This is a genomic window from Pseudomonas sp. PB3P13, assembly GCF_054897735.1.
Window position 1 is genome coordinate 3,908,221 of the sequence record NZ_CM142702.1, and the last position, 24,033, is coordinate 3,932,253.

Genomic DNA, 24,033 nt, shown 5'->3' on the forward strand with positions numbered 1-24,033 from the left:
ACAGACTACGTCCAAGAGGACAATCAATCATGCAAACAAGTTCGAACGGATCGTCCGGGCTGACGGTACTCACTGCGGCCAATCAGTACCAGGGCCTGCTGGCCGACTACGACCTTCTGCTTTCAAGACTGCGCAGCAGTGAAATGTCGGCAGCCTCCCTCGCAACCACCCTTGTGCAACCCAGCCCCTTCTCTGCGCTTGCGCTGCCCCCCGGCGAGGTGCAGGCCAACGGCCTCGTCAGTCTTGCCAAAATGGCAGTGCATTACGGCATGGCGCCCTGGAACCCCGAAGACGCCGCAGAACATCTTGCGGCCATTCAAGCATTGGAGGAAAAACGCGCCAGGCATTCTCTGCAACTGGATGACAGCATAGATATCGATGCAGTCAACCGCGGCCCCACCGAGACAGAGCAGAAAACCATCGACGACCTCGATGCAGCAAATCCGGATAACCCGACAACCATCGAGCAGCTTGTACTCGAACGGGTCAATGAACAGATTCACGAGATAGTCAGTCGTTCATTGCCCGCAGGCGAAAAATCCTTGCTTGCCTACCTCGGCCATTCCGTACTGCCTCTAGTCACAATCAAACAGCTACAAACGACACCGACGGTCTACCTGGAAAAAATACTGAAATCCGAGCGGGCCGAAAGCCTGGCGGACAACTTGCTCCAACAACTGGACTGGTACGGTGGAAAATCCGGCGAGGACGCCTCACCGATCATTCGGGCCAAGCTGTTGGGACGTGCAATTCGCATTTGGACAGGGGGGAAAAGAGCAAACGCCTTACAGGATGTCGCCGGATATCCCTGGCAGCAAATATCAAATTACGGAAAAAGCTACCAGACTGTCTGGACGGACTTCGAACAGCATCTTCTGGATACCGCACAAGCCTCGACCAAAGCGGAAGCAGTGCTGCTTGCGCTGCTTTGGCGTGGCGGATTTCCGAGTGATTTTTGCGTACCCGATGTTCCAGCCAATCTGACTTACCGAAGCTCCATAGTGTGGGTGAACTATGTCCATGGACTGAATCTCGCCGAGGTCACAGCGCCTGACCGGACCCGACACATGACCTTCCAGCAAATAGTCGACTTCCCTTTTGAACAATCCGAAGCCACCTCGACTCCCGAGCATTTGGAGAGGGTCGCATTGACTCGAATTCGCCCGACCGTGCTGTGGGCGATAACGAACGGCTTTTTGAACGAGCGGGAAGACAGTCAATACACGAGGCAGGAAATCGAATCGGCTGTCACAGAGCTTGAGAACCATAACCAGGCGCTGGCAGAAGCCCTGCCCAAACTTGACATCGACCCGCCAGAGCGGCTGAAGATCGCGGATCGCGAACTGAAAAAAGTGTTTGGCATGGACTTCTCCAGAGGGCCAAGCCTTGCAAGGTTCGACAACTATGCCCGTTCGCATGACGTTCCCGCGTTTAAAGGGCACGAATACCAGATCTATTCCTTTAAGGACGTGTATGCCTCTGGCAAGCTGGATAAAGGGGAGCAGTGGAAACTTACCAAGATTAATGGCACTACGGTAACGTCCCGGTGGATCAGTCTCAACAGCAAGCGAGAAATCATGACAGGTGGAGGGTCCGGTAATCCTTTCTTTGAAAGAGTGGCTGGGGAAGTACTACCTGACATAGAAAAAGTCTTTGATACAGAATTCAATTCGTATGTCCGGAAACTACGGAGCGGCTACCAGAAACTGATCTCAACCCAACTCGCCACACTCCCGCTCACAGATCGCCAGGCACTGGAATATGGCGAACTGCAGGTTTACACGTTGAGGAAAGAAACCACTGGACAGGAGGCGGACAACGAGACAGCGCAAATGCATTTGCCTCTGCGGGCACGCAAGGGGTTCTTTGTGCAAGCCAGGCACAAGGGTGGAATTTACTATTACGAGCTGCTGCCCCGCGCTGGAATAATCCGTGCCTTACCTTCTTTTAATCAGGAATGGCTGCATGGCGCGCGCAAGTCTGAGTCCTGGAAAGTGTTTAAAAACGCCAGCACTCGCGTAGACGTCCTGCGCCATAAAACGCTGCCATTTGATTGGGATGCCCACGCAACCGGTGCAGCTCCGAAATCCGGTGCCACCTGCCAGGCGATCATCGAACCCCTGGGCCAACCGTTTGATGCGCCGCCGGCGCAGGCCGGTAATCAGACGATTCCGCAAACCTTGTCGTCTTCACGCACCCACGGCCTCACAGTTTTCATATCCAACGAATTATTATTTATTGATGAAAGCGCCCTTAAGCTTTGGGCCCGGGGCGAAACAGCGTTTGATCGCGAGCAGGCCAAATTAGACAAAGCAACGCGGATATTCAAAGGTTTCATCCCGTTCTGGTCCAGCGTTGAAGACCTTGAATCCGGCGATAAAACGCGACTTATACAGGGTGCATTCGGGCTCTTCACCGACTTGGTGTCGTTCGCCGTGCCCGCGGGTAAATTTGCTTCTGGTTCGATAAAGCTCGCCAGCACGGCTGGAAAGATAGGCATACGCGCGACCTTGCCGTCCTTCGCAAAACTGACCACGAGCTTTTTACTCGCTTCTCTGGACAACCTTAATCCGCTCTCTATCGTTCCATCCCTGCTCAAACTCGGTGGATATGCTCTGATCAAACTGGGCAAAGCCGGACTGAAGTCTTTCAAGTCGTTAACCAGAACCGGCCATTACGATTTTACCAAGGGCATGGCCACAATGGCCGAACCTGGCCTGTATCGCCCCCTGTCCGATGCAGACGCACTGGCTTATGTCCGGGGGGTCGAGGACGTGCCAGTGCGCAATGTGTCCGCTGCCGATAAGGCCGACTACCGTCTGCTCGATCCACTGTCGTCCAGGCCCTACGGACCGCGTTTGGCCGATGAAGCCGCAGAGATTTCCCTCGGCAGATCCCGATACTCTCCCAGGGCAGAGACCGACAGCAGCGTGATTTTCGACCTTCCGGAAAATGCGCGCATACATCGCATTCTGGAGCTGGATGGACGCACAACGCTGTTAATCGATGAAGTGCCTTACCGGCTGGATGGCAGGACATTGCGTCGTGTCGACAGCCTGGATGCGAGCCAGTCCCTGCATGTGCAGCACTGCCGCGTGCGACGAGTCGTGGAGGCCGTTTGCCTCGCAACTTACGTTTATGGCAAAGCACATCCCACCCCGACGACCGGAAGTTATGATCCGGTTGAAGATCTATGCCCGTGGTTCGGCGACCGTCTCTATACACCTGCCCCCGTCAAACCGGGCCGACCCGATCCGGTCCTCGCGCTGGATGGGCAAATTTATACGGGGACCGGTGACGAATTAAAACTGTATACCGGCAAGAGATCCGCACTGGGACTTCCAAAAAAAATGAACCCCAAAGCGCGCATTGAAGCGACCGTGGAGTTTCAGAAAGGAATATATGGGCGGATCAAGGTGAAAGGCGTGCACGAGGGACTGGACGATGATGTTCGGCAAGTAGGGACGCTGATCATAGAATCAAAACTGGATTCAAAGAAGGAATACCTGTTTACGCGGCTTAACGCGACCGACTACTACTTCGCAGAGATTGACAAGGGCAAAAGTGTCGTGGGCACACATCGACTTCAGCGCATACTTGACGCCAGTTTGTCCCGCGATCCTCTGTTTAGTGAGCTATACACAGTTTATACGGGCTCTGTGCAAGCCAATAACGCTGCCGCCATTTATGGCGTGGAGAAAGTCAAAGAAGCTATCGCAGCCATGGAAGAAATCGCGATCCCGCTGGGTGGATTGTCCAGGCCAGCTGACAATCTGACCAGCGTCAAGGTTTCCACAACGCCGGGGCAAGCGGTGTTGTTTGATCATAAAACCCGAATGATCGTTTGCGAATATCCGATTGATAGCAAATCCTGGGTTCGCACGAATGAGGCATCGCCAGCGTTGCGTGAACGAACGGCGGATATATTTAACGCATTGTTCGACAAGCCCCTGTTCCAAAAGAAAGATGCAAATACTGTAGCCATTTCAAAGACGATGAATGAACTTCAGCGCATTGTCAAAAAACACAAACCCATGGATAACCCCCGCAACATTGCCTACGGCGAAATCAAGCATCCCGATGGAAAAGTCGAAGTATTTGTCAGCGTTTCTGGTGGAGGCGGCGACACCCGTTTCCTCCCGCTCTTTGCCAAGCAACCCAACGCTGGAGAGGTGGTGATCGGAAATACCACTTACATCAACATCGACCACAACCTGCGCTTTGAAAGGGCGTCGCTCAGCACCACCGCGACAGGTCAGTTCCAAGCGCTCCCTCGTACCGCAAATGACCTGTCGAAATACACGCCGGAACTCACCGCGCGACCCACCTCACTGGATAGCGAAAGCAAGTTGATCAGGTTCATACGGCAAAAGTACCCGGATGACGCAACCCGAAGCCCGGTGACCATCGCAACGACGTTGCCCCCCTGCGACTCCTGCGCAGTGGTGCTGCAACAGTTCGCTCATACCGGTGGAAAAGACGCGCTGAAGGTGATCTTCAACTAAATCGCTGGTACTACAACTGCTGCAAATGCCCATAAAGCTTGGCGTACAACCCACCATCGGCAATCAATTGCCGATGGTCGCCATCCTCGGCGATCTGCCCACCGTCAAACACCAGAACGCGGTCAGCCTGTTTCACCGCGGACAAGCGGTGCGCAATGATCAGCGTGGTGCGATTGCTGAGAAACCGCGCCAGGGCCTGGTGCAGGTTGTATTCAGTGGCGGCGTCGAGGGCCGAGGTGGCTTCGTCGAGGATCACCACTTTCGGTTCGGCCAGCACCATGCGCGCAATGGCAAGGCGTTGGCGCTGGCCACCGGACAAGCGCACGCCGGAGCGGCCGACGATGCTGTCGAGGCCGTGGGGCAGTTCGCGCACCGTGGCGTGCAACTGGGCAATTTCAAGGGCCTGCCAGCAGGCGTCGTCGCTGCGCTCACGACCCATGGTCAGGTTGGCGCGGATGGTGTCGTTGAATAACGCCGGATGCTGCAGGACCACGGCGACATTCTCGCGCACGGTGGCCAGGCCGATCTCCTGCTGGGTCGAACCGCCGAAGCGAATCGTCCCGGCGAGCGGCGTATACAGGCCCAGCAGCATTTGCACCAGCGTGCTTTTGCCGCCGCCGCTGGCACCGACGATCGCGACCTTCTCACCCGGGGCGATCGACAGGTTCATCTCATTCAGCACCAGCTCGTCACCGTAACCGAAGCTCAGGCCCTGCACTTCAATGCCCACGGTTTCGCGACCCTTGAATGGATCGACGCCACCGGCGTATTCCGGCTCATCGGCGCGGGCCAGCAGCTCGTTGATCCGCGACAGTGCGCCACCGGCGGCGTAGTAAGCGTATTGCAAGTTCAGCAGCTGTTCGACCGGACCGATCATGAACCACAGGTAACTGAACACCGCCAGCATCTGCCCGATCGACAAGTCGGAAAACAGCACCGTGAGCATGGCGGCAGCGCGAAAAATATCGATGCCGAACTGGAAGAGCAAGCCGCTCGCCCGGTTCGACGCATCGGTTTTCCACTGCGAATTCACCGCGTAATCGCGCACTTCCCGGGCGCGATGCCCCAACCGACCGAGGAAAAAGCCCTGGCGGTTGCCGGCGCGCACTTCCTGGATCGAGTCGAGGGTTTCGGTCAGGGCCTGAGTGAAGCGCGAGGTGCTGTCGTTCTCGAGCTTTTTCAGGTGTTTGACCCGCTTGCCCAACTGCACCGTGGCGTAGATCACCAGCGGATTGAACAGCAGAATCAGCAGTGCAAGCTTCCAGTGCATCCACATCAGAATGCCCGAGGTGCCGATCAGGGTCAGCATGGCCACGAGGAAACGGCTGAGGGTTTCGCCGACGAATTTGTCCAGAGTGTCGAGGTCGGTGACCAGATGCGTGGTCACCGTGCCGCTGCCCAGGCTTTCGTATTCACCAAGGGAAATACGCTTGAGCCGTTCGATCAGCCGCACGCGAATGCGGTAGACGATGTCCTTGGCCAGGGCCGCAAACAACCGCGCCTGGACCACGTTGAACAGCAGCGCGGCGCAGCGCAGGCCCAGGGTTATCAGCAACATCAGGCCGATGTAACCAGCAGCCTTCTGCCAGGCATCCGGCAGCGCATGGTTCATGATTTTCAGTGCTGAATCGCCGTGCCCCAGCAGCACTTCGTCGACCAGCAACGGCAGCAACAAGGGAATCGGCACGCTGCACAGCGTCGCCAGCACAGCGATGCCGTTGGCAATCCAGAGGGATTTTTTATGCTGCAACGCCAAACGACGAATTTCGGCCCAGCTCAATCGATCCACACGCTCGGGCGCGGGCGCGTCATCGGGCCAATCATGCACAGGCCGCACGCTCCAGCCATCGGCCAAGTAAAGGCGACAACACATTCAGAGGCTGGTAGCCATTGGTCAACAGCGCCAACTGGCCGTCACGCTCGGCGAGCAAGGTCGGAAACCCGGCGATGCCCAAATCCTGCACCCAGGTGAAATCGGCTGCGGTCGCTGCGTGCTGGTCGGCGCGGTCGAATGCGGCAGAAAATTCAATGCGTGGCAACCCGGCCTGCTCCGCCAGCTCTACCAACACACTGGCGTGGGTGACGTCACGCCCTTCGGCGTAGAACGCCTGCTGAATCAATCCGAGCAACGTCCACGCGCAATCCGGCGCCAGGCTGCGCGCCGTGACCACAGCGCGGCAGGCCGGCTCGGTATCGTAGACAAAACCCACGGGCAGCGCCCCTTCACGCTTGAACGGCTGACCGGTGGCTTCATTGACCGCCTGCCAGTGTTCGAGAATGTAGCGCCGCGTGGTCGGCTCCAGCGCCGATCCACTGCCGGTGCGCAGACCGCCCACCACCAGATGCAACTCCACGCCCGCCGCCTGCGCCTGTTCGACCAGCGCGTTGGCCACCGGCGCGAAGCCCCAGCACCAGGAACACATCGGGTCCATCACGTAGAGCAAGCGGCGAGCAGACATGGTTCAAGCCTCGGAAGGAGTTTGCTTGTAGTTGTAGCCGATCGGATGAGGCAGATTGCGTGCCTTGGCCAGTTCGATCTGCTTTTGCCGGTCGATGGCACTGCGGCGGGTTTTCTCGCTCAGCGTATCCCAGCAATGCGGGCAACTGATGCCGGCGACGTAGTGCTCGGACGTGCGGTCTTCAACACTCACCGGAGTGCGACAAGCATGACATTGATCGTAGTCGCCTTCGCTGAGATCGTGACGCACGGTGACGCGGTTATCGAACACAAAGCAGTCGCCCTGCCACTTGGTCTCTTCCTGCGGCACCTCTTCGAGGTATTTGAGGATGCCGCCCTTGAGGTGGTACACCTCGTCGAAACCCTGGCTGAGCATGTAGCTGGAAGCTTTTTCACAACGGATGCCACCCGTGCAGAACATGGCGACTTTCTTGTGCACGGCCGGGTCGAAGTTGGCTTTGATGTAGTCAGGAAACTCGCGAAAGCTGGTCGTCTTCGGATCGACGGCGCCTTCGAAGGTGCCGATCGAGACTTCGTAGTCGTTGCGGGTGTCGATCAGCAGCACTTGCGGGTCGCTGATCAGCGCATTCCAGTCCTGCGGATCCACGTAGGTGCCGACCGTTTTGTTAGGGTCCACGCCTTCGACGCCGAGGGTGACGATTTCTTTTTTCAGTTTGACCTTGGTGCGATAGAACGGCTGGTCGTCGCAGTACGACTCTTTATGGTCGATGTCGTCCATGCGCGGGTCATTCTTGAGCCAGGCCATCAGCCCGTCGATGCCTTCTCGGCTGCCGGAAACGGTGCCGTTGATGCCTTCTTCGGCAATCAGCAAGGTGCCTTTGATGCCGTTGTCGACCATCGCCTGCAGCAGCGGCTCGCGCATTTCGACATAGTTTTCCAGGGTGACGAACTTATACAGTGCCGCCACGACAATCTGTTGTGTCATGGGTGATTCTCCAGGTGGCTACCCTCGTAAAGGGTGAACCGGATTCGAAAAAAAACGCGCCGGGTGAGCGGCGCGTTGCGGATTCTAGCAAGAAAAGCAGTTTCAAGCCGCAAGCTTGAAGCGGCAAGTGGGGCGCGCGGCGTCTTAATCTTGCAGCTTGCAGCTTAAATCTGTTTCTGCTGTTTCTCTCCGCCCGCACAGGTCGGCGAGGCCGGAGCCGTGTCGATCTGTGCCCATTCCTCAGGCGTGTAGGTATGCAGCGCCAACGCATGAAACTCGCCCATCAACTCGCCGAGCGTGCCATAGACTTTCTGGTGACGCTTGACGCGATTGAGGCCGTCGAACTGCCGGCTGACCACCACGGCCTTGAAGTGGGTCTGCAACCCACGACTGTGCATGTGGCTTTCATCCAGCACTTGCAGGTGCTCGGGCTGTAACAGGCCAAGCGTCGATTCGATGCGTTGTTGCATGGTCATACCCAACTCCGCTTACGGCTGTTTCTTGGCAGGAGCGGCGCCTTTAGGCTCCAGCTCGGCAGTCATGTCGGCCAGCAGTTTGTTGACCACAGGCACCGCGCTTTCCAGCTTGGCCTGAGTCATCTGGGCCGATTGCTGAGTCAGCTGCGGCATTTTTTCCAGGACTTTCTTGCCCAGTGGCGACTGGTAGAACGCGACCAGATCCTTGAGCTCGGATTCGCTGAAGTTGGTGGTGTAGAGCTTGACCATGTCCGGCTTCAGCTTCTTCCAGCCGATGGCCTGATCCAGGGCGGCGTTAGCCTTGGCCTGGTAAGTTTCCAGCAAGGCTTTCTTCGACTCTGGCGCTTTGGTCTGTTCAAAGCGTTGAGCGAACATTTGCTGCACTTGCATGTACACCGGCGTGCCCAGTTTGTCAGCGTGCGCCAGGGTCAGGAAAGCTTCGGCACTGGCGTTGTGGCTGGCGGTATCGGCGAAAACAGGGCCGCTGGCGCAAACCAGTGCAACCGCGGTACAGATGGCACGAAGACGAGTCATCGAGTTTCCTTTCTAGCAGGCGAGGTAAGACCCCAAGGGCGACCATTCTGCGCCTAAAAAACTGTGTGGCTCAACCCCAAGCCTTGTCGCAGCTGATTTAGAGGGGTTGAATGGTCAGAATCCAGACCGATGGAACCACGGCCGGTGACCAAGGCCTAAACTGCGCAATCAGACCTACAGGAGTGTGCACCATGAGCCGTATCGAAACCGACAGCCTTGGCCAGGTGGAAGTCCCGGATGAGGCCTATTGGGGCGCTCAGACGCAACGCTCGCTGATCAATTTCGCCATCGGCGAAGAACGCATGCCGGTGCCGGTGCTGCACGCGCTGGCACTGATCAAGAAAGCCGCTGCGCGGGTCAACGACCGCAACGGTGACCTGCCCGCCGACATCGCCCGACTGATCGAACAGGCCGCCGACGAAGTGCTCGCCGGCAGCCACGACGACCAGTTTCCGCTGGTGGTCTGGCAGACCGGCAGCGGTACCCAGAGCAACATGAACGTCAACGAGGTGATCGCCGGTCGCGCCAACGAACTGGCTGGCAACCCGCGCGGTGGCAAGGCGCCGGTGCACCCCAACGATCACGTCAATCGCTCGCAGAGTTCCAACGACTGCTTCCCTACGGCCATGCACATCGCTACGGCCCAAGCGATTCAGCAGCATCTGCTGCCAGCGATCAATGAATTGTCCGGCGGACTGGCCGAGCTCTCGGCGCGCCACATGAAGCTGGTCAAGACCGGCCGCACGCACATGATGGATGCGACGCCGATCACCTTCGGCCAGGAACTCTCGGCCTTCATCGCGCAACTCGATTACGCCGAGCGGGCGATCCGCAGCGCGTTACCGGCGGTGTGTGAACTGGCGCAGGGCGGAACCGCTGTCGGTACGGGTCTGAATTCGCCGCACGGTTTCGGCGAAGCGATTGCTGCGGAACTGGCCGCCCTTTCCGGACTGCCTTTCGTCACGGCGCCGAACAAGTTTGCCGCGCTGGCCGGGCATGAGCCACTGACGACACTGTCGGGCGCGCTGAAAACCCTGGCCGTGACCCTGATGAAAATCGCCAATGACCTGCGCTTGCTCGGCTCCGGGCCGCGCGCCGGTTTCGCCGAGGTCAAACTGCCGGCCAATGAGCCGGGCAGTTCGATCATGCCCGGCAAGGTCAACCCGACCCAGTGCGAAGCGTTGTCGATGCTCGCTTGCCAGGTGTTGGGCAACGACGTGACGATCGGTTTCGCAGCGAGTCAGGGTCACTTGCAGCTGAACGTGTTCAAACCGGTGATCATCTACAACCTGTTGCAATCGATCCGCCTGTTGAGCGATGGCTGCAGCAACTTCCAGCAACATTGCATCGCCGGCCTGGAACCGGACGCGCAGAAAATGGCGGAACATCTGGAACGCGGGTTGATGCTGGTGACCGCGCTGAATCCGCACATCGGTTATGACAAATCGGCGGAAATTGCCAAGAAGGCTTACGCCAACGGTCTGACCTTGCGCGAAGCGGCGATGCAGCTGGGGTATCTGACTGATGAAGAGTTCGATCAGTGGGTACGGCCGGAGAACATGATTGAGGCCGGTGCCAAGGGTTAACAGTTGCAGTGACCTGGCTTCAGTCATCGCGAGCAAGCTCGCTCCCACATTCGACCGCGTTCCCCGGAACGATACCGATTAAAGGTGGGAGCGAGCTCGCTCGCGATTGGCCGCGCTGAAGATATTCAGCCGGCCGCCATCCGCGCCCGCCGAGCCCGCAGCCCCGCTATCAATGACGGCCCCAGCGCCACCAGTGCCGACCCCACCACCACCAGCACCGCCCCGCCATAACCCAGCGCATTGATCGTCTCGGCATGTACGAAATCCGGCCACAACCAGGCGGCCACTGCCACCGCCGCAAACGTCACCAGCGGCGTGATTGCCAGCGTCGCACTCACTCGAGAAGCCTCCCAATGCGCCAACGCCTCGGCAAAGGCGCCATAGGCGATCAGCGTGTTCATGCAGCACGCCAGCAACAGCCAGCCTTGCACCGGACTCAGTTGCAGCGCCGCAAGCGGATGCACCCATGGCGTCAATAACAGGCCGCAGAACAGATAGATCACCATCATCACCTGCAGCGAATTCCACACCGTGAGCAACTGTTTCTGACCCAAGGCGTAAAACGTCCAGACCGTGGACGCCAGCAACACCAGCAGCACGCCGGCAGTGTAATCGGTCAGGGATGTGAGCAACTCGGCCAGGCGCTGATTGAAAAACAGCCCGAAGCCGATCAGCAGCACCAGCAAACCAATGCCCTGCCCCACACTGAAGCGTTCCTTGAACACGAACAGGCTGGCGATCAGCAACATGATCGGGCCCATCTGCACCACCAGTTGCGCGGTGCCGGGGCTCAGCAGGTTCAAGCCCATCAGGTACAACACATAGTTGCCGACGAGCCCGAGCACGGCCATCAACACCAGCCATCCGCCGCGCGGCTCGAGCACCTTGCGGCTGGGCAAACGGCCGGTCGCCGCGAGATAAACGAACAGGCAGACGCCGGACACCATTAAACGAAACCATGTCACCGTCACCGGGTCCATCACTTGCAGCACTTGCTTGAGCTTGATCGGCAGGATTCCCCACAGCACCGCGGTCAGTAACGCCAGGAACAGACCGTAAACCCAGCGACCCGATGAAATGTGCATGTGAACCCCAAACCCGATGGCGAGAACCGTCATTCTAGGCACACCGCGTCGTGACACACAGGGACAGTTGGCGGCCGGGCGCGGACAAAACTGTGCAGGTCGCAACAGTGAAGGGGTGTCTTGCCGTCGATCAGTTGCGAAAGCGGGGGAATTATTTTGTGCATAAGCTCATCTGATCAACACACAGGATCACTTTCAAGGAGATTGCCATGTATGGCATGCGCGCCCAGGACAACGCCCCCGCCACGCACTTTCGCAGTGAACGGATGTGTCGAGTAAATGGGGAGTTGTACTTCAGCACCCGGGAAAATACGTTGGAGGGACCGTACGCAAACGCCGAAGTGGCGGCGCGGGAAATTCAGGCCTATATCGAGCGGATGCAGAAGGCAGGTGCGAGTCGGTAGAACGAGGTGATGCCATCGCGAGCAAGCTCGCTCCCACATGTGTGAGAGCGAGCTTGCTCGCGATGGCAATTTCATAGCCATGGAAGAGCCAGCGGCTTAACGCACCGCTTCGAATAGCCCCGTAGCCCCCATCCCGCCACCTACGCACATCGTGACAACGCCGTAACGCACATTGCGCCGCTGCAACTCCCGCACCAGATGCCCGACCTGGCGCGATCCGGTCATGCCGAACGGGTGGCCGATGGAAATCGAGCCGCCGTTGACGTTGTATTTGTCGTTGTCGATTTCCAGCCGATTGCGGCTGTACAGGCACTGCGAGGCGAACGCTTCGTTGAGCTCCCAGAGATCAATGTCGGCAATCTGCAAGCCTTTGGCCTTGAGCAGCTTGGGCACCGAGAATACCGGGCCGATACCCATTTCATCCGGCTCGCAACCGGCAACGGCAAAGCCACGGAAAAACGCTTTCGGCCTCAAGCCCAGCTCCAGCGCTTTTTCCAGACTCATCACCAGCGTCATCGACGCGCCGTCGGACAGTTGCGAAGAATTGCCCGCAGTGACCGAGCCATCTTCAGCAAACACCGGCTTCAATCCCGCCAGGCTTTCCAGCGTCGTGTCGGGGCGATTACAGTCGTCGCGTTCAACGATGCCGTCGAGAATCTGCACCTGGCCGGTGGCTTTGTCCTCCACGCGATACTTCACCGCCATCGGCACGATTTCATCATCGAACAAACCATCGGCCTGAGCGCGAGCGGTACGTAGCTGACTTTGCAGCGCATAAGCGTCCTGCTCCTGACGGCTGACGTTGTAGCGGCGAGCGACGATTTCGGCCGTCTGGCCCATCGGGAAATAGATACCCGGCACCTGCTCTTTCAGCAGAGGGTTGATCAGGTTGTCGGTGTTGACGCTCTTCATGGTCAGACTGATGGACTCGACACCGCCGGCGACAATGATGTCGCTGCAACCGGAGGCAATCTGGTTGGCGGCAATAGCGATCGCCTGCAGGCCCGACGAACAGAAGCGATTGAGGGTCATGCCCGCGGTGCCGATGCCCAGGCGCGACAGCACCGCGACATTGCGACCGATGTTGTAACCCTGGGCGCCCTCGTTCGAACCGGCGCCGACGATGCAGTCCTCGACGCTGGCCGGGTCGATGCCGGTACGTACCAGCAAGGCGTCGACGCAATGCGCCGCCATGTCGTCCGGACGGGTCATATTGAATTTGCCGCGAAAGGATTTGGCCAGGCCGGTCCGTACGCTGTCGACGATCACCACTTCACGCATGGCATACCTCATTGTTGTTATCGGTTGGGGGTCACCCGAGCATAAGCGCCCCCCCTTACCGACCGCGACGATCATTCACTTCGCGTATGCGTGACCATCGGCTCACTTCTTGCGCTTCTTCGCCTCCTTGTCGGACTTCTCGAATGCTTCTTCCAGGGCAAGGTTGATGGTGCGCAGTACTTTGACCCGTGCCCAGCGCTTGTCGTTGGCTTCCACCAGCGTCCACGGCGAGATTTCTGTACTGGTGCGATCAACCATATCGCCCACGGCGACCCGATAGGCGTCCCATTTTTCGCGATTGCGCCAGTCGTCTTCAGTAATCTTGAAGCGCTTGAAAGAGATTTCCTTGCGCTCCTCGAACCGGTCCAGTTGCGTTTGTTTATCGATGGACAGCCAGAACTTGACCACGATTACGCCGGCATTGCTGATCTGCTCCTCGAAGTCGTTGATCTCGCTGTAGGCGCGCAACCAGTCGGCCGGGCTGCAAAAACCTTCGATGCGCTCGACCAGTACCCGGCCGTACCAGGAGCGGTCGAACACAGTGAATTTTTGCCGCGCCGGCAAGTGCCGCCAGAAGCGCCACATATAAGGATGCGCTCGCTCTTCTTCGGTGGGCGCGGCAATCGGGATGATGCTGTATTGCCGAGGATCGAGCGCCGCGGCCACCCGCCGAATCGCACCGCCCTTGCCCGCCGCGTCGTTACCTTCAAACACCGCAACCAGGGCGTGCCGGCGCATGCGCTTGTCGCGCATCAACCCGGAAAGTCGCGCCTGTTCAGTGACCAGTTGTTCTTCGTAATCGTTCTTGTCCAGATGCAGGGTCAGGTCGAGGCTGTCGAGCAGATTAACCTCGTCGACGGCGGTGCCGACGGGCGCGGCACTGACTTTATCCGGATGAATTTTCGGCCGTTTCAAGGCGCCTTGCAGGCCTTCAAGCAAAATCTTGCCGACCGCAAGACTGCGATATCGCGGGTCCATTCCGGCGATGACATGCCACGGCGCGTAGTCGCGGCTGGTGCGACGCAAGACGCGTTCGCCATATTTCACAAACTTGTCGTAGGTCTGCGACTGCTGCCAGTCCAGCGGACTGATGCGCCAGCTGTGCAGCGGGTCGTCGGCGAGGGATTTCAAACGCGCCTTCATTTGTTTCTTCGAGAGATGAAACCAGAACTTGAATATCAACGCGCCCTCGTCGCACAGCATCTTTTCCAGCCGCTCGGCACCGTTGATGGCTTGATCCAGCCGTGGATCCTTGATCTCCCCGTGAACCCGCGCCTGCAGCATCTGGCTGTACCAGTTGCCGAAGAAAACCCCCATGCGCCCCTTCGCCGGGAGCATGCGCCAATAACGCCAGGCCGGTGGCCGCGCCAGTTCTTCATCGGTTTGCTGATCGAACGTGCGCACTTCGATCAGGCGCGGGTCCATCCATTCGTTGAGCAACTTGACCGTTTCGCCCTTGCCCGCGCCCTCGATGCCGTTGATCAGGACAATCACCGGAAAGCGTTTTTGCTGTTGAAGCTCGACCTGTGCATCCAGCAGGGCTTCGCGCAGCGCCGGCACTTCGGCTTCGTAAGTGTCTTTGTCGATGACGTGACCGATTTCAGCAGATTCGAACATGGACGGCTCCTTTCCCGGAATAATCAAGACTAGCGGATCAGACCGTCCAGCGTGGAAGTAATCCCATCCATCTCCCCACCTGTAGCAGCTGCCGAAGGCTGCGTCCGATCGCGCAGCGGTCGCTATTTCTCGGGCCACGTATTCGGGCAACGTCGATTTGCGGGCGCTGCGCACCCGGACGCAGCCTTCGGCAGCTGCTACAAGATTGGCGCAGACGTTGGCGGCGATCGGCTAGAATGGCCGCCTTGCCGATGCCGAGCCTGCCATGAAACCTGTACTGCCCCACGCCCAACTCGACTGGGACGACCAAGGTCTGCCGCGTTCGCGGGTGTTCGATGATGTGTATTTTTCAGATCAATCGGGCCTTGATGAAACGCGGTACGTGTTCCTTGAGCAGAACAATCTGCGTGAACGCTTTGCGGCCTTGCCGGAGGGCGGACGGCTGGTCATCGGCGAAACCGGGTTTGGCACCGGTTTGAATTTTCTCTGCACCTGGCAGTTGTTCGAGCAGCACGCCGTGGCGGGTGCGCGGCTGCATTTTGTCAGTGTCGAAAAGTACCCACTGAGCCTGCCGGACCTGCAGCGCGCCTTGGCGCTATGGCCGGAACTGAAGACAGTTGCCGATCAGTTGTTGGCGGTTTACGTGGCCATCCACCCAGGCTTCCAGCGACTGACACTGGCTAACGGTCGAGTCATCCTGACCCTGTTGATCGGCGATGCGCTGGAACAATTGCCGCAACTCGATGCGCAGATAGACGCCTGGTTTCTCGACGGTTTCGCGCCGGCGAAAAACCCCGACATGTGGACCGCCGAATTGTTTGCCGAACTCGCACGTCTGGCGGCACCCGGCTCGACCATCAGCACCTTCACCAGCACCGGTTGGGTGCGGCGCCTGCTGAATGCGGCCGGTTTCAAAATGAAGCGCACGCCAGGCATCGGTCACAAGTGGGAGATCCTGCGCGGTACATTTCTCGGCTTGCCTGAAGACGTTGCGCCAACAGTTACCATCAAACCGTGGTTCGCGCGTCCGGCTCCGTTGGCGGGCCAACGTCATGCGCTGGTGATCGGTGCCGGGCTGGCCGGTTGCGCGACGGCGGCGAGCCTGGCTGCACGGGGTTGGCGAGTCAGCCTGCTGGAGCGGCACGCGGCACTCGCGCAGGAAGCGTCGGGCAACCCGCAGGGCGTGTTGTACCTCAAGCTGTCCGCACACGGCACGGCGTTGTCGCAGCTGATCGTCAGCGGTTTTGGCTACACGCGAAGAGTGCTGGAGCACCTGCATCGAGGGGTCGACTGGGATGATTGCGGGGTGCTGCAACTGGCGTTCAATGCCAGGGAGGCCGAGCGCCAGGCGCAATTGGCTGCTGCGTTTCCCGAGGATTTGTTGCACACGCTGGATCGCGATCAGGCCGAAGTCCGCGCGGGCGTCGGTCTGCCGTCCGGCGGTTTGTTTTATCCAGAGGGCGGTTGGGTGCATCCGCCCGCCCTGTGTCAGTGGCAGGCTGCGCAGCCGAACATCGAAATCCTGACGCACCACGACGTGCTGCAATTGCGGCGCACCCATGGGCAGTGGCAAGCGCTGGATGGCGAAACCCTGCTGGCCGAAGCGCCGGTCGTGGTGCTGGCCGGCGCAGCCGAGATCAAGCGATTCCCGTGCAGCAGCGAGTTGCCGCTCAAACGTATTCGCGGACAGATCACCCGGCTCGCGCAAACGCCTCAAAGCCAGAAGCTGGGCACCGTGGTCTGCGCCGAAGGTTATGTCGCACCCGCGCGTCTGGGTGAACACACCTTGGGCGCCAGTTTCGATTTCAACAGCGACGATCTGACCCCGACAGCGGCCGAACACGCCGGCAATCTGCAGATGCTTGAGGAGATTTCTGCAGATCTGGTGAGCCGGCTCGGTGTAGACCCACTGCAAGCGGAAACGCTCCAGGGTCGCGCCGCGTTTCGTTGCACCAGCCCGGATTACTTGCCGATCGTTGGTCCGCTGGCAGACAGTTCCGGGTTTGCCCACGCCTACAGTGCGTTGAGCAAGGATGCCCGGCAGATCCCGGACATCCCCTGCCCCTGGCTTGAGGGGTTCTACGTCAACAGCGGCCACGGTTCGCGTGGTTTGATTACCGCGCCGCTGTCAGGTGAATTGCTCGCCGCCTGGCTGGATGACGAGCCTCTGCCAATGCCCAGGGCGGTGGCCGAAGCCTGTCATCCGAACCGTTTTGCCTTGCGTCGCTTGATTCGCGGCAAAGCCTGACGCTTTCAGTCGAAAGCAAAGCAAGTCTGCGCGTCGCTCGCTTTCAAGGCCTCCTCTGTCAGGCGATTCACTAACGCGTCTACCGCCTTCTGGTGTTTTTGCCTGACGGCGGTGACTGCCGGATTTTCGCCGCCAGCCGGCGTTTCTTCTTCTAAAGCCGTTTCCATCTGCACATGAAAAGGCGCGTCCAACGTGGAGAATTGCGCTGCATGGCGCTTGCGTAAAAACTCTTCCCAAAAATCGCGTTTGCTTATGGAATTCACAAAATCGGAAGTCAGTTCTGCTTTCAGGACTTTGTCACAGGCAGCGTCGAGGTCGGTTGGTTTGACGCCACTCAACGAAGCGAAGCGCATATGCCGGGGCTGGCCGACCAGCTCAAGTTTTTCCGCCAGGCCCGTACGATAGGCCAACGCTACCTCGACCGGATCCAGTTTGGGATCGGCCTTGGCTTTTTCCGCCGCGAGTGTATCGAGATAATCCTGGCGGAACAGACTTCGGCCCAGGCTCAACAGGCGAGCCGCCTCATCATGAGCGTTGGCGGACAGGCGGACCGCTGCGTCTCTGTGCACCCTCATTTCGAGATTACTGAAGATCAGCGCAGCAGAATCATCGCAATTGGCTCTCACTGCCAATGGCAACAGTTCTTCACGCAACTGGGGGTCGGCCTGGACCGCGTCAATAACACTCCACACGCGCCGCGTCATGTCTTCATGGCCATAACGGTTGTCCGCTGTACTGCCAACCTCTGACAGTGTCCGGAAGAAACCTTCGGACCCCGGTTCGTTTTTCAACGCCGCCCAGGTTGCATCTCGCTTCGCGTAGTTTTCCTCATGCGAACCGGGCATCCACAGGTCTCGCGCCCTTTGCTCATTGAGGATCGCATCATCGTCGACCGCAAACCCCATACCAATGCCAGTCTTGCTCCGGTAGGCCGCGAGCCTGGCCTGGGTCGCCTGGGAAAAAGGGTTATGCCGCAGATTCAGTTTATGGGTGAAATCTGACGATGCATTGAACAGCCACGCGGGTAACTCACGGATCTCGTTACGTTCCAGGTTGACCACGTCCAGGTACGGCAGCCGTGCGAGGCCTACAGGTAACTCGGTAGTGTGCGTATCAGCCAGGAACAGCGACTGCAAATCGAGCATTTTGCTGACGTCAACGGTCGCCCCGAGCCGGTTACCACTGAGCCCCAGGATTTTCAGTTTGCGCAGGTCAGCCAGCTTGCGCAGCGTGTGTCCGGTCAATGCCAGCTTGTTTGCATCCAGCCTCAAGTGCTCAAGGTCAGGCATGTGTGACAAGGCTTCTGGCAGTCGGGTGAGCTGATTGTGCTCCAGTTCAAGCCTGACCAGCCCTTTGAACGGTTTGAGGAAATACGCCAACTCGTCTCCAGCGTTCATGCTTTTGATCGAAAGGTGGCGCACATGGGCGACGTCCTGTTCGGTCAGGGTCGGCAATTGACCACAGGGATTTCGCTCCAGTTTGAGCGTTGTATATTCCTCACCCAGCGGCCATCGCGCAGGCTTGACCCGACGCCAACAGTTTTCGATGGCGTGCGCCACCTGGCGCCGGCTGACACGAACGTCATTGAGCGTCCCCGGCAGTTTTTTCATTTGCGCTTCATCGTGGCGCCAGTTGTGTAGCACCGTGCGCAGTGTCTTCCACTGTTGTTGCAATTCCTTGATCCGGTTCGCGCGCAACTCGTTAGTGCTGCCGGCCGAGTCCAGAAAAGCGGCCACCTCAGCGTCGGAGAACGTCGGATAAAGTTTCCTGACCTTGCGGATCCAGCCTTTTGCGTAGCGATTGATGGCCGGTGGGTCAGCCTGAACACAGCTGGACAAATGAGCCGGCGCCGCCGTGGGTTCCCCGCGCAATACCCTGGTGGTGCGTACCGGGTCGGCAGTGCCGGCAGCAAGCAGACGTTCGCGCAGCGGCAACGTATCGAAGTGATCGCCACCGGATACGCCCATTTTCGTGCGCTGGCTAGCCGACAAGGCATGGGGTATCGATTCCAGGAGTGTTGCGCTGGTTTCGGTGGTCACCGGACTGCCGCTGCGCAGAGTGACCTGATAGCCTGCGGGCGTCTTCACGATCACTTCCCTCTTGAGTGCATCCGCGCTTCCCACGCTGCCCAACAGCGTGCCGGCGGTTGAGCCCTGACGCACCTCCAGTCGAAATTGCTCATCCCAGCCTTGCACGCGATCCATCAAGCCAAGCACCAGAGCGTCGGTATCTGCGTCGGCCAATTGTGGTGAATACAATCCCGTCAACGCTCGGTCCTGCCTGATTTCAAGCCCTGCCTGGCGGATGTGCTGGACCAGCGTCAACCCAGGAATTTTCTGCTCGCGCAGCAACAGTCGGTCTTTGGCGGAGGCGTTTTCCAGTAGTTCGCGACACACGCGCGAAGGCAAGTCGGGGGCATGTTCGCGCAACGTTGCGACATCGCCGGTGACGCTGCCGTCATACGATTGATAAAGCCACTCAAGCAATGGACGGGGATCGCGCCTGAGAGTACTGGCCATTTTTCTTCTCAACAACAGGTGGCCGGGGTCCGTCGTGGAAGTACCCACCAGCGCATCGACCTCTGCGGGATCGAGGCCGGCAATGACCGTATCGAAGAGTCGCCCTGCCGTCAGTTGCGCCTGACTCACCTTGACGCCGTTGAGGACGTCATCTTCCGGTGCCGTCTCCGGAAAGCGTGACACCACGACGGCATGGTCATCGAGCACTTCAATAAAGCGCTCAGCCGGCCAGCCGGGCAGTCTTGGCAGTGTGCGCAATTGCTCCTGGGTGAATTCGGCATTCGTGGTCCCTGCCCGTTCCAGCTCGGAGATCATCCGGGTGATCCTGCGATCCAGTTTGATCCGCTCGATACAGTCCTTCAGCCGCTGAGGCAACGGAAGGTCGCTGACATGCAGTCGGTAGAGCTTGGCAGGCGTCAGGCCAGTGATTTCGGCCACTTGCGCCAACTCGCCTTGGGAGAGACTGTTCAAACTCGGGTCGGTACGACTCAATGCATAACCGCTGTCCGGCCATTCATGCGCATGTTCATAAACATGTCGCCAGCCCCCTTCGACGTCTCGCTCCACGGCTGGCGCAAATGCCGTCGGACGCGAAGGATGGTTAATGCGCCACTCCCTGCTGGCCGAATCGTGGGACACGCGATATGTTTCCCGGTCCATGACGATCGAGGTGCGCGCGCCCTGCTTGTAGATGCCGGACGAATCGGGCCGTAATCCTCCAGGCAGCGCGGCGGCCTGCCGGTAGGCCTGAAGATCAGGTTTCCATAACTGCGATTTGCCATCGGCACGGGCTACCGCTTCGAAACCGTCGAAAAACGCCGTATGCGCTTGCACGCCGCGTTTGAAAGCGTCCGACACCACTTTGCCGCCCACTGTAAACGCCGCCAGTTGCGCCACGTTTTCGACCACGTGCAATAAATGGGACAGGGCCGCTTTGCGCTCGCCATGCGTCCAGTCTTCCACGCCTTCATATACCTCGCTGACGGTGTCGACCACTGCCGCTGTCAACATCAGTTGACCGAGCACCGGCACGAAAAGCGCCGCCACGTTCAACAGCACAAGTCCGTCCTTCACTAACGCCTTGAACGCTTTTTCCCGCTCTTGTTCGTCGACTTTTTCGGTCGGGACGGCGAGGGCAAGCGCATCCTGACGGGCCTTGCCCATAAACGCACTGAAGAAAAAATCGGACAGGCAAGTCGAGGGCGCCGCGCTCAGCGTCCCCAACGATTTGTCTGCATCAAAGGCGGCGAAAAAAACCGCGGCATCGTGACCGGCGAGGTATAGCCGGCTGAAGCGTTCCCGATAACTTTTGACTTGCAACTTGAGTGAAAGGTACACCTTGAACTCATCCAGCGAGGCGTACTCGTACACTGGCCGGCGCGGTTCATTGGGCAGATAAACCACGCACTTCGCATTCGATTCGGCATCGACAGACACGTTGCTGAAGACAAGTGCCCCGTAGATGCAGATGTCATGGATCATCAAGCCCTGCCAAGTGACCGGGCCGCCGTCGAAGACTGCGCCCTTGGTCTGCGCTACAGGCAAGTCCTGTGCAATTACACTGAGCAACATCGTGTAGGCCGTGGCACTGATGTCGTCTTTCAAGCAAGCCATATGGACGGCGGCTTGCAGATCAAGCAGCTTCATCCGGCGAATGTCAGCCGCCGATGCGCTATCACTGACGGGTACCAGGCCTTGAGGTTTGTCTGGCAACGCGAATACTTCGCCGATATGTCGCTGATAAAGCGCGCCCAGGTCCAGATTACGACAGAGCGCGGCGAATTTGACCGGCGTGATTTCCGTTCCGGGGGCGGCTTTTCCGTTGATTTTAATCAACGATTTCCAAGGGAGGCCGCCGCTCTCGGACTCCGCCAGTGTGAAGTTCTCCATCGCGGCATGCAGCAGACTGCGGGAGGTGGTGGTGGTTACCCCTCTAAGGGGGACAACGAGCCCTGCCGCTGAGCGATAGTAGGTGTTGATAATCTCGAGGCTGTCCTTTTCAACATCGACATCAACGGCCCATTTTTCCTTCAGAAGACGAGTCAGTCGCTCCTTGCAGAACAGATCCAGTGGCTTGAGATTTCCCAGCACCTGGGCTGCCTTGACGTGCGCGAGATTGATCTGGTCAAAGGTCGTCTTAAGGGCCTGCAACACCGTCAGGTCCGGGTTTTCCAACCACGGCGGAATGGAGTTTTGGAGAACTTCGGCTTTGTCCAGATCAGCCGTATGGTCCAGCAATGCTTCAAGTCGATGGGCGCGGGAGAACGTCACGACCGGTGGTGTGGCGTCGGGTTTGGAGAGCATCAGCAATATCCTTATTGCGTTTAGGTGCTTCCAGTTTAGGAAGCTCATGCCACGATTGATAATTCAAATAGTCGGTCAGTTTGGTGAGTGTTTACCCTGAGTTTTCCATGCATTGCAGCACTATTTACCGCCACGCCAACCCCCATTTCTGCAATGTCCTGAATCGGCTCGTGATTCCCACTTATAACTTATCGGTCTAAAACTCCAACTACTGAGGCGGGTCAGTTGCTGAGTACCCGCGTTTTTTAACGCTGAATTGAACGACCCTCCCCAACGGAAAAACCGGTAAGGAATTTATGTGTGGATTAGCTGGCGAGTTACGCTTTGATCATCAACCTGCGGACCTTGCAGCCGTTGAACGAATCACCCATCACCTGGCACCGCGCGGCCCAGACGCGTGGGGCTTTCATGCTCAAGGGCCGATTGCCCTGGGTCACCGCCGCCTGAAAATCATGGACTTGTCGGACGGCTCTGCGCAGCCGATGGTCGACAATCAACTCGGCTTGTCACTGGCGTTCAACGGCGCGATCTATAACTTCCCGGAGCTGCGCACCGAGCTGGAAAATCTCGGTTACGCCTTTTACTCCGGCGGCGATACCGAAGTGCTGCTCAAGGGTTATCACGCCTGGGGCGAAGCTCTGCTGCCCAAGCTCAATGGCATGTTTGCGTTCGCGATCTGGGATCGCGATGCCAAGCGTCTGTTCATTGCCCGCGACCGTCTAGGCGTAAAACCCCTGTACCTGTCGCGCACCGGCCAGCGCCTGCGCTTTGCTTCAGCTCTGCCGGCGTTGCTCAAGGGCGGTGACATCAACCCGATCCTCGATCCGGTTGCGCTTAACCATTATCTGAATTTCCACGCCGTGGTCCCAGCACCGCGCACCTTGCTGGCCGGCATCGAAAAACTGCCGCCGGCAACCTGGATGCGAATCGATGCCGACGGTACCACCGAGCAGAAAACCTGGTGGACCCTGCCCTACGGGCCACGTGCCGACGAGATGAACCTGACACTTGAAGACTGGCGCGACCGAGTGCTCGACAGCACCCGCGACGCGGTCGCGATCCGTCAGCGCGCAGCCGTAGACGTCGGCGTGCTGCTTTCGGGCGGGGTCGATTCGAGCATGCTGGTCGGACTGTTGCGTGAAGTGGGCGTTGAGAACCTGTCGACCTTTTCCATCGGCTTTCAGGATGCCGGCGGCGAGCGTGGTGACGAATTCCAGTATTCAGACCTGATCGCCAAACATTACAACACCCAGCACCATCAACTGCGCATCGACGAAAAGGAGATCATCGAGCAATTGCCCGCAGCGTTCCGCGCCATGAGCGAGCCGATGGTCAGCCACGACTGCATCGCGTTTTATTTGCTGTCCCGGGAAGTCGCCAAGCACTGCAAAGTGGTGCAAAGCGGTCAGGGTGCCGACGAACTGTTTGCCGGCTACCACTGGTACCCGCAAGTCGATGGCGCTGCCGATCCTTTTGCAGCGTATCGCGAAGCCTTCTTCGACCGCAGCTACGACGACTACGCCGCCACCGTGCAACCGAAATGGCTGACCGCCAACGATGCTGCCGGCGACTTCGTCAAGGAACATTTCGCACAACCCGGTGCCGATGCCGCAGTGGACAAGGCGTTGCGCCTGGACAGCACGGTGATGCTGGTCGATGACCCGGTCAAACGGGTCGACAACATGACCATGGCCTGGGGCCTGGAAGCGCGTACGCCGTTTCTTGACTATCGCCTGGTGGAATTGTCGGCGCGGGTGCCAGGCAAATTCAAACTGCCGGACGGTGGCAAGCAAGTGCTCAAGGAAGCGGCGCGGCTGGTGATTCCAAGTGAAGTCATCGATCGCAAGAAAGGTTATTTCCCTGTCCCCGGCTTGAAGCATTTACAGGGCGACACGCTGAACTGGGTGCGAGAACTGTTGCTGGATCCGAGCCAGGATCGCGGTCTTTTCCAACCGGCGATGCTTGACCGCCTGCTAACCGATCCACAAGGCCAATTGACCCCGCTGCGCGGCTCCAAATTGTGGCAACTGGCAGCGCTCAACCTGTGGCTCAGTGAACAAGGAATCTGAT

The 24,033-nt window shown here is 58.7% G+C and carries 14 protein-coding genes; 5 read left to right on the plus strand and 9 right to left on the minus strand.

The window, feature by feature from the left end; genetic code table 11:
* The first annotated feature begins 29 nt into the window (after positions 1–29).
* Positions 30–4,505, plus strand: coding sequence for a hypothetical protein (locus ACYZT1_RS17885; protein ID WP_462015994.1), 4,476 nt, complete (start codon positions 30–32; stop codon positions 4,503–4,505).
* Positions 4,506–4,515: 10 nt separating this feature from the next.
* On the opposite strand, the gene ACYZT1_RS17890 is transcribed toward ACYZT1_RS17885, so the two are convergent.
* The 5 genes from ACYZT1_RS17890 to ACYZT1_RS17910 form a co-directional block, all read right to left on the minus strand.
* Positions 4,516–6,333 (minus strand): ABC transporter ATP-binding protein, encoded by a 1,818-nt coding sequence (locus tag ACYZT1_RS17890; protein WP_462015995.1) that lies wholly within the window; start codon positions 6,331–6,333, stop codon positions 4,516–4,518.
* Positions 6,326–6,964 (minus strand): DsbA family protein, encoded by a 639-nt coding sequence (locus ACYZT1_RS17895; protein ID WP_462015996.1) that lies wholly within the window; start codon positions 6,962–6,964, stop codon positions 6,326–6,328. The genes ACYZT1_RS17890 and ACYZT1_RS17895 overlap by 8 nt, the downstream gene beginning before the upstream one ends.
* A 3-nt stretch (positions 6,965–6,967) precedes the next feature.
* The gene (trhO, locus tag ACYZT1_RS17900; protein ID WP_462015997.1) at positions 6,968–7,909 is read right to left on the minus strand and encodes an oxygen-dependent tRNA uridine(34) hydroxylase TrhO; all 942 of its coding nucleotides are present in this window, start codon (positions 7,907–7,909) and stop codon (positions 6,968–6,970) included.
* 164 nt (positions 7,910–8,073) lie between these two features.
* The gene (locus tag ACYZT1_RS17905; RefSeq protein WP_462015998.1) at positions 8,074–8,385 is read right to left on the minus strand and encodes a BolA family protein; all 312 of its coding nucleotides are present in this window, start codon (positions 8,383–8,385) and stop codon (positions 8,074–8,076) included.
* 12 nt (positions 8,386–8,397) lie between these two features.
* Positions 8,398–8,919 (minus strand): DUF2059 domain-containing protein, encoded by a 522-nt coding sequence (locus ACYZT1_RS17910; RefSeq protein ID WP_462015999.1) that lies wholly within the window; start codon positions 8,917–8,919, stop codon positions 8,398–8,400.
* A 191-nt stretch (positions 8,920–9,110) separates the two neighbouring features.
* Here ACYZT1_RS17910 and ACYZT1_RS17915 point away from each other — a divergent pair, with 191 nt between their 5' ends.
* A complete protein-coding gene (locus tag ACYZT1_RS17915; RefSeq protein ID WP_462016000.1) occupies positions 9,111–10,505 on the plus strand; it encodes a class II fumarate hydratase in 1,395 nt (464 codons plus the stop codon).
* Between the two features lie 125 nt (positions 10,506–10,630).
* On the opposite strand, the gene ACYZT1_RS17920 is transcribed toward ACYZT1_RS17915, so the two are convergent.
* Entirely contained in the window at positions 10,631–11,590 is a 960-nt protein-coding gene (locus tag ACYZT1_RS17920) for a DMT family transporter (protein WP_462016001.1), read from the minus strand.
* 209 nt (positions 11,591–11,799) lie between these two features.
* Between ACYZT1_RS17920 and ACYZT1_RS17925 the strand changes: the two genes are divergently transcribed.
* Positions 11,800–11,994 (plus strand): DUF6316 family protein, encoded by a 195-nt coding sequence (locus ACYZT1_RS17925; protein ID WP_462016002.1) that lies wholly within the window; start codon positions 11,800–11,802, stop codon positions 11,992–11,994.
* Positions 11,995–12,090: 96 nt separating this feature from the next.
* On the opposite strand, the gene ACYZT1_RS17930 is transcribed toward ACYZT1_RS17925, so the two are convergent.
* Complete coding sequence (locus ACYZT1_RS17930; protein WP_462016003.1) at positions 12,091–13,275, minus strand: thiolase family protein; 1,185 nt, start codon at positions 13,273–13,275, stop codon at positions 12,091–12,093.
* Positions 13,276–13,377: 102 nt separating this feature from the next.
* Positions 13,378–14,892, minus strand: a complete 1,515-nt coding sequence (gene pap, locus ACYZT1_RS17935; RefSeq protein ID WP_462016004.1) for a polyphosphate:AMP phosphotransferase — start codon at positions 14,890–14,892, stop codon at positions 13,378–13,380.
* Between the two features lie 265 nt (positions 14,893–15,157).
* On the opposite strand from pap, the gene mnmC reads away from it, so the two are divergent.
* Complete coding sequence (mnmC, locus tag ACYZT1_RS17940; protein ID WP_462016005.1) at positions 15,158–17,140, plus strand: bifunctional tRNA (5-methylaminomethyl-2-thiouridine)(34)-methyltransferase MnmC2/FAD-dependent 5-carboxymethylaminomethyl-2-thiouridine(34) oxidoreductase MnmC1; 1,983 nt, start codon at positions 15,158–15,160, stop codon at positions 17,138–17,140.
* Positions 17,141–17,145: 5 nt separating this feature from the next.
* On the opposite strand, the gene ACYZT1_RS17945 is transcribed toward mnmC, so the two are convergent.
* A complete protein-coding gene (locus ACYZT1_RS17945; protein ID WP_462016006.1) occupies positions 17,146–21,963 on the minus strand; it encodes an NEL-type E3 ubiquitin ligase domain-containing protein in 4,818 nt (1,605 codons plus the stop codon).
* 296 nt (positions 21,964–22,259) lie between these two features.
* Between ACYZT1_RS17945 and ACYZT1_RS17950 the strand changes: the two genes are divergently transcribed.
* On the plus strand, positions 22,260–24,032 hold the full coding sequence (locus ACYZT1_RS17950; protein ID WP_462016007.1) for an N-acetylglutaminylglutamine amidotransferase: 1,773 nt from the start codon (positions 22,260–22,262) through the stop codon (positions 24,030–24,032).
* The last annotated feature ends 1 nt before the right edge of the window (position 24,033 follow it).

Coding starts and splice junctions, on each gene's coding strand:
- ACYZT1_RS17885 (WP_462015994.1), top strand. CDS start 30: ATGCAAACAAGTTCGAACGGATCGTCCGGGCTGACGGTACTCACTGCG.
- ACYZT1_RS17895 (WP_462015996.1), bottom strand. CDS start 6,964: ATGTCTGCTCGCCGCTTGCTCTACGTGATGGACCCGATGTGTTCCTGG.
- trhO (WP_462015997.1), bottom strand. CDS start 7,909: ATGACACAACAGATTGTCGTGGCGGCACTGTATAAGTTCGTCACCCTG.
- ACYZT1_RS17905 (WP_462015998.1), bottom strand. CDS start 8,385: ATGACCATGCAACAACGCATCGAATCGACGCTTGGCCTGTTACAGCCC.
- ACYZT1_RS17910 (WP_462015999.1), bottom strand. CDS start 8,919: ATGACTCGTCTTCGTGCCATCTGTACCGCGGTTGCACTGGTTTGCGCC.
- ACYZT1_RS17915 (WP_462016000.1), top strand. CDS start 9,111: ATGAGCCGTATCGAAACCGACAGCCTTGGCCAGGTGGAAGTCCCGGAT.
- ACYZT1_RS17920 (WP_462016001.1), bottom strand. CDS start 11,590: ATGCACATTTCATCGGGTCGCTGGGTTTACGGTCTGTTCCTGGCGTTA.
- ACYZT1_RS17925 (WP_462016002.1), top strand. CDS start 11,800: ATGTATGGCATGCGCGCCCAGGACAACGCCCCCGCCACGCACTTTCGC.
- ACYZT1_RS17930 (WP_462016003.1), bottom strand. CDS start 13,275: ATGCGTGAAGTGGTGATCGTCGACAGCGTACGGACCGGCCTGGCCAAA.
- pap (WP_462016004.1), bottom strand. CDS start 14,892: ATGTTCGAATCTGCTGAAATCGGTCACGTCATCGACAAAGACACTTAC.
- mnmC (WP_462016005.1), top strand. CDS start 15,158: ATGAAACCTGTACTGCCCCACGCCCAACTCGACTGGGACGACCAAGGT.
- ACYZT1_RS17945 (WP_462016006.1), bottom strand. CDS start 21,963: ATGCTCTCCAAACCCGACGCCACACCACCGGTCGTGACGTTCTCCCGC.
- ACYZT1_RS17950 (WP_462016007.1), top strand. CDS start 22,260: ATGTGTGGATTAGCTGGCGAGTTACGCTTTGATCATCAACCTGCGGAC.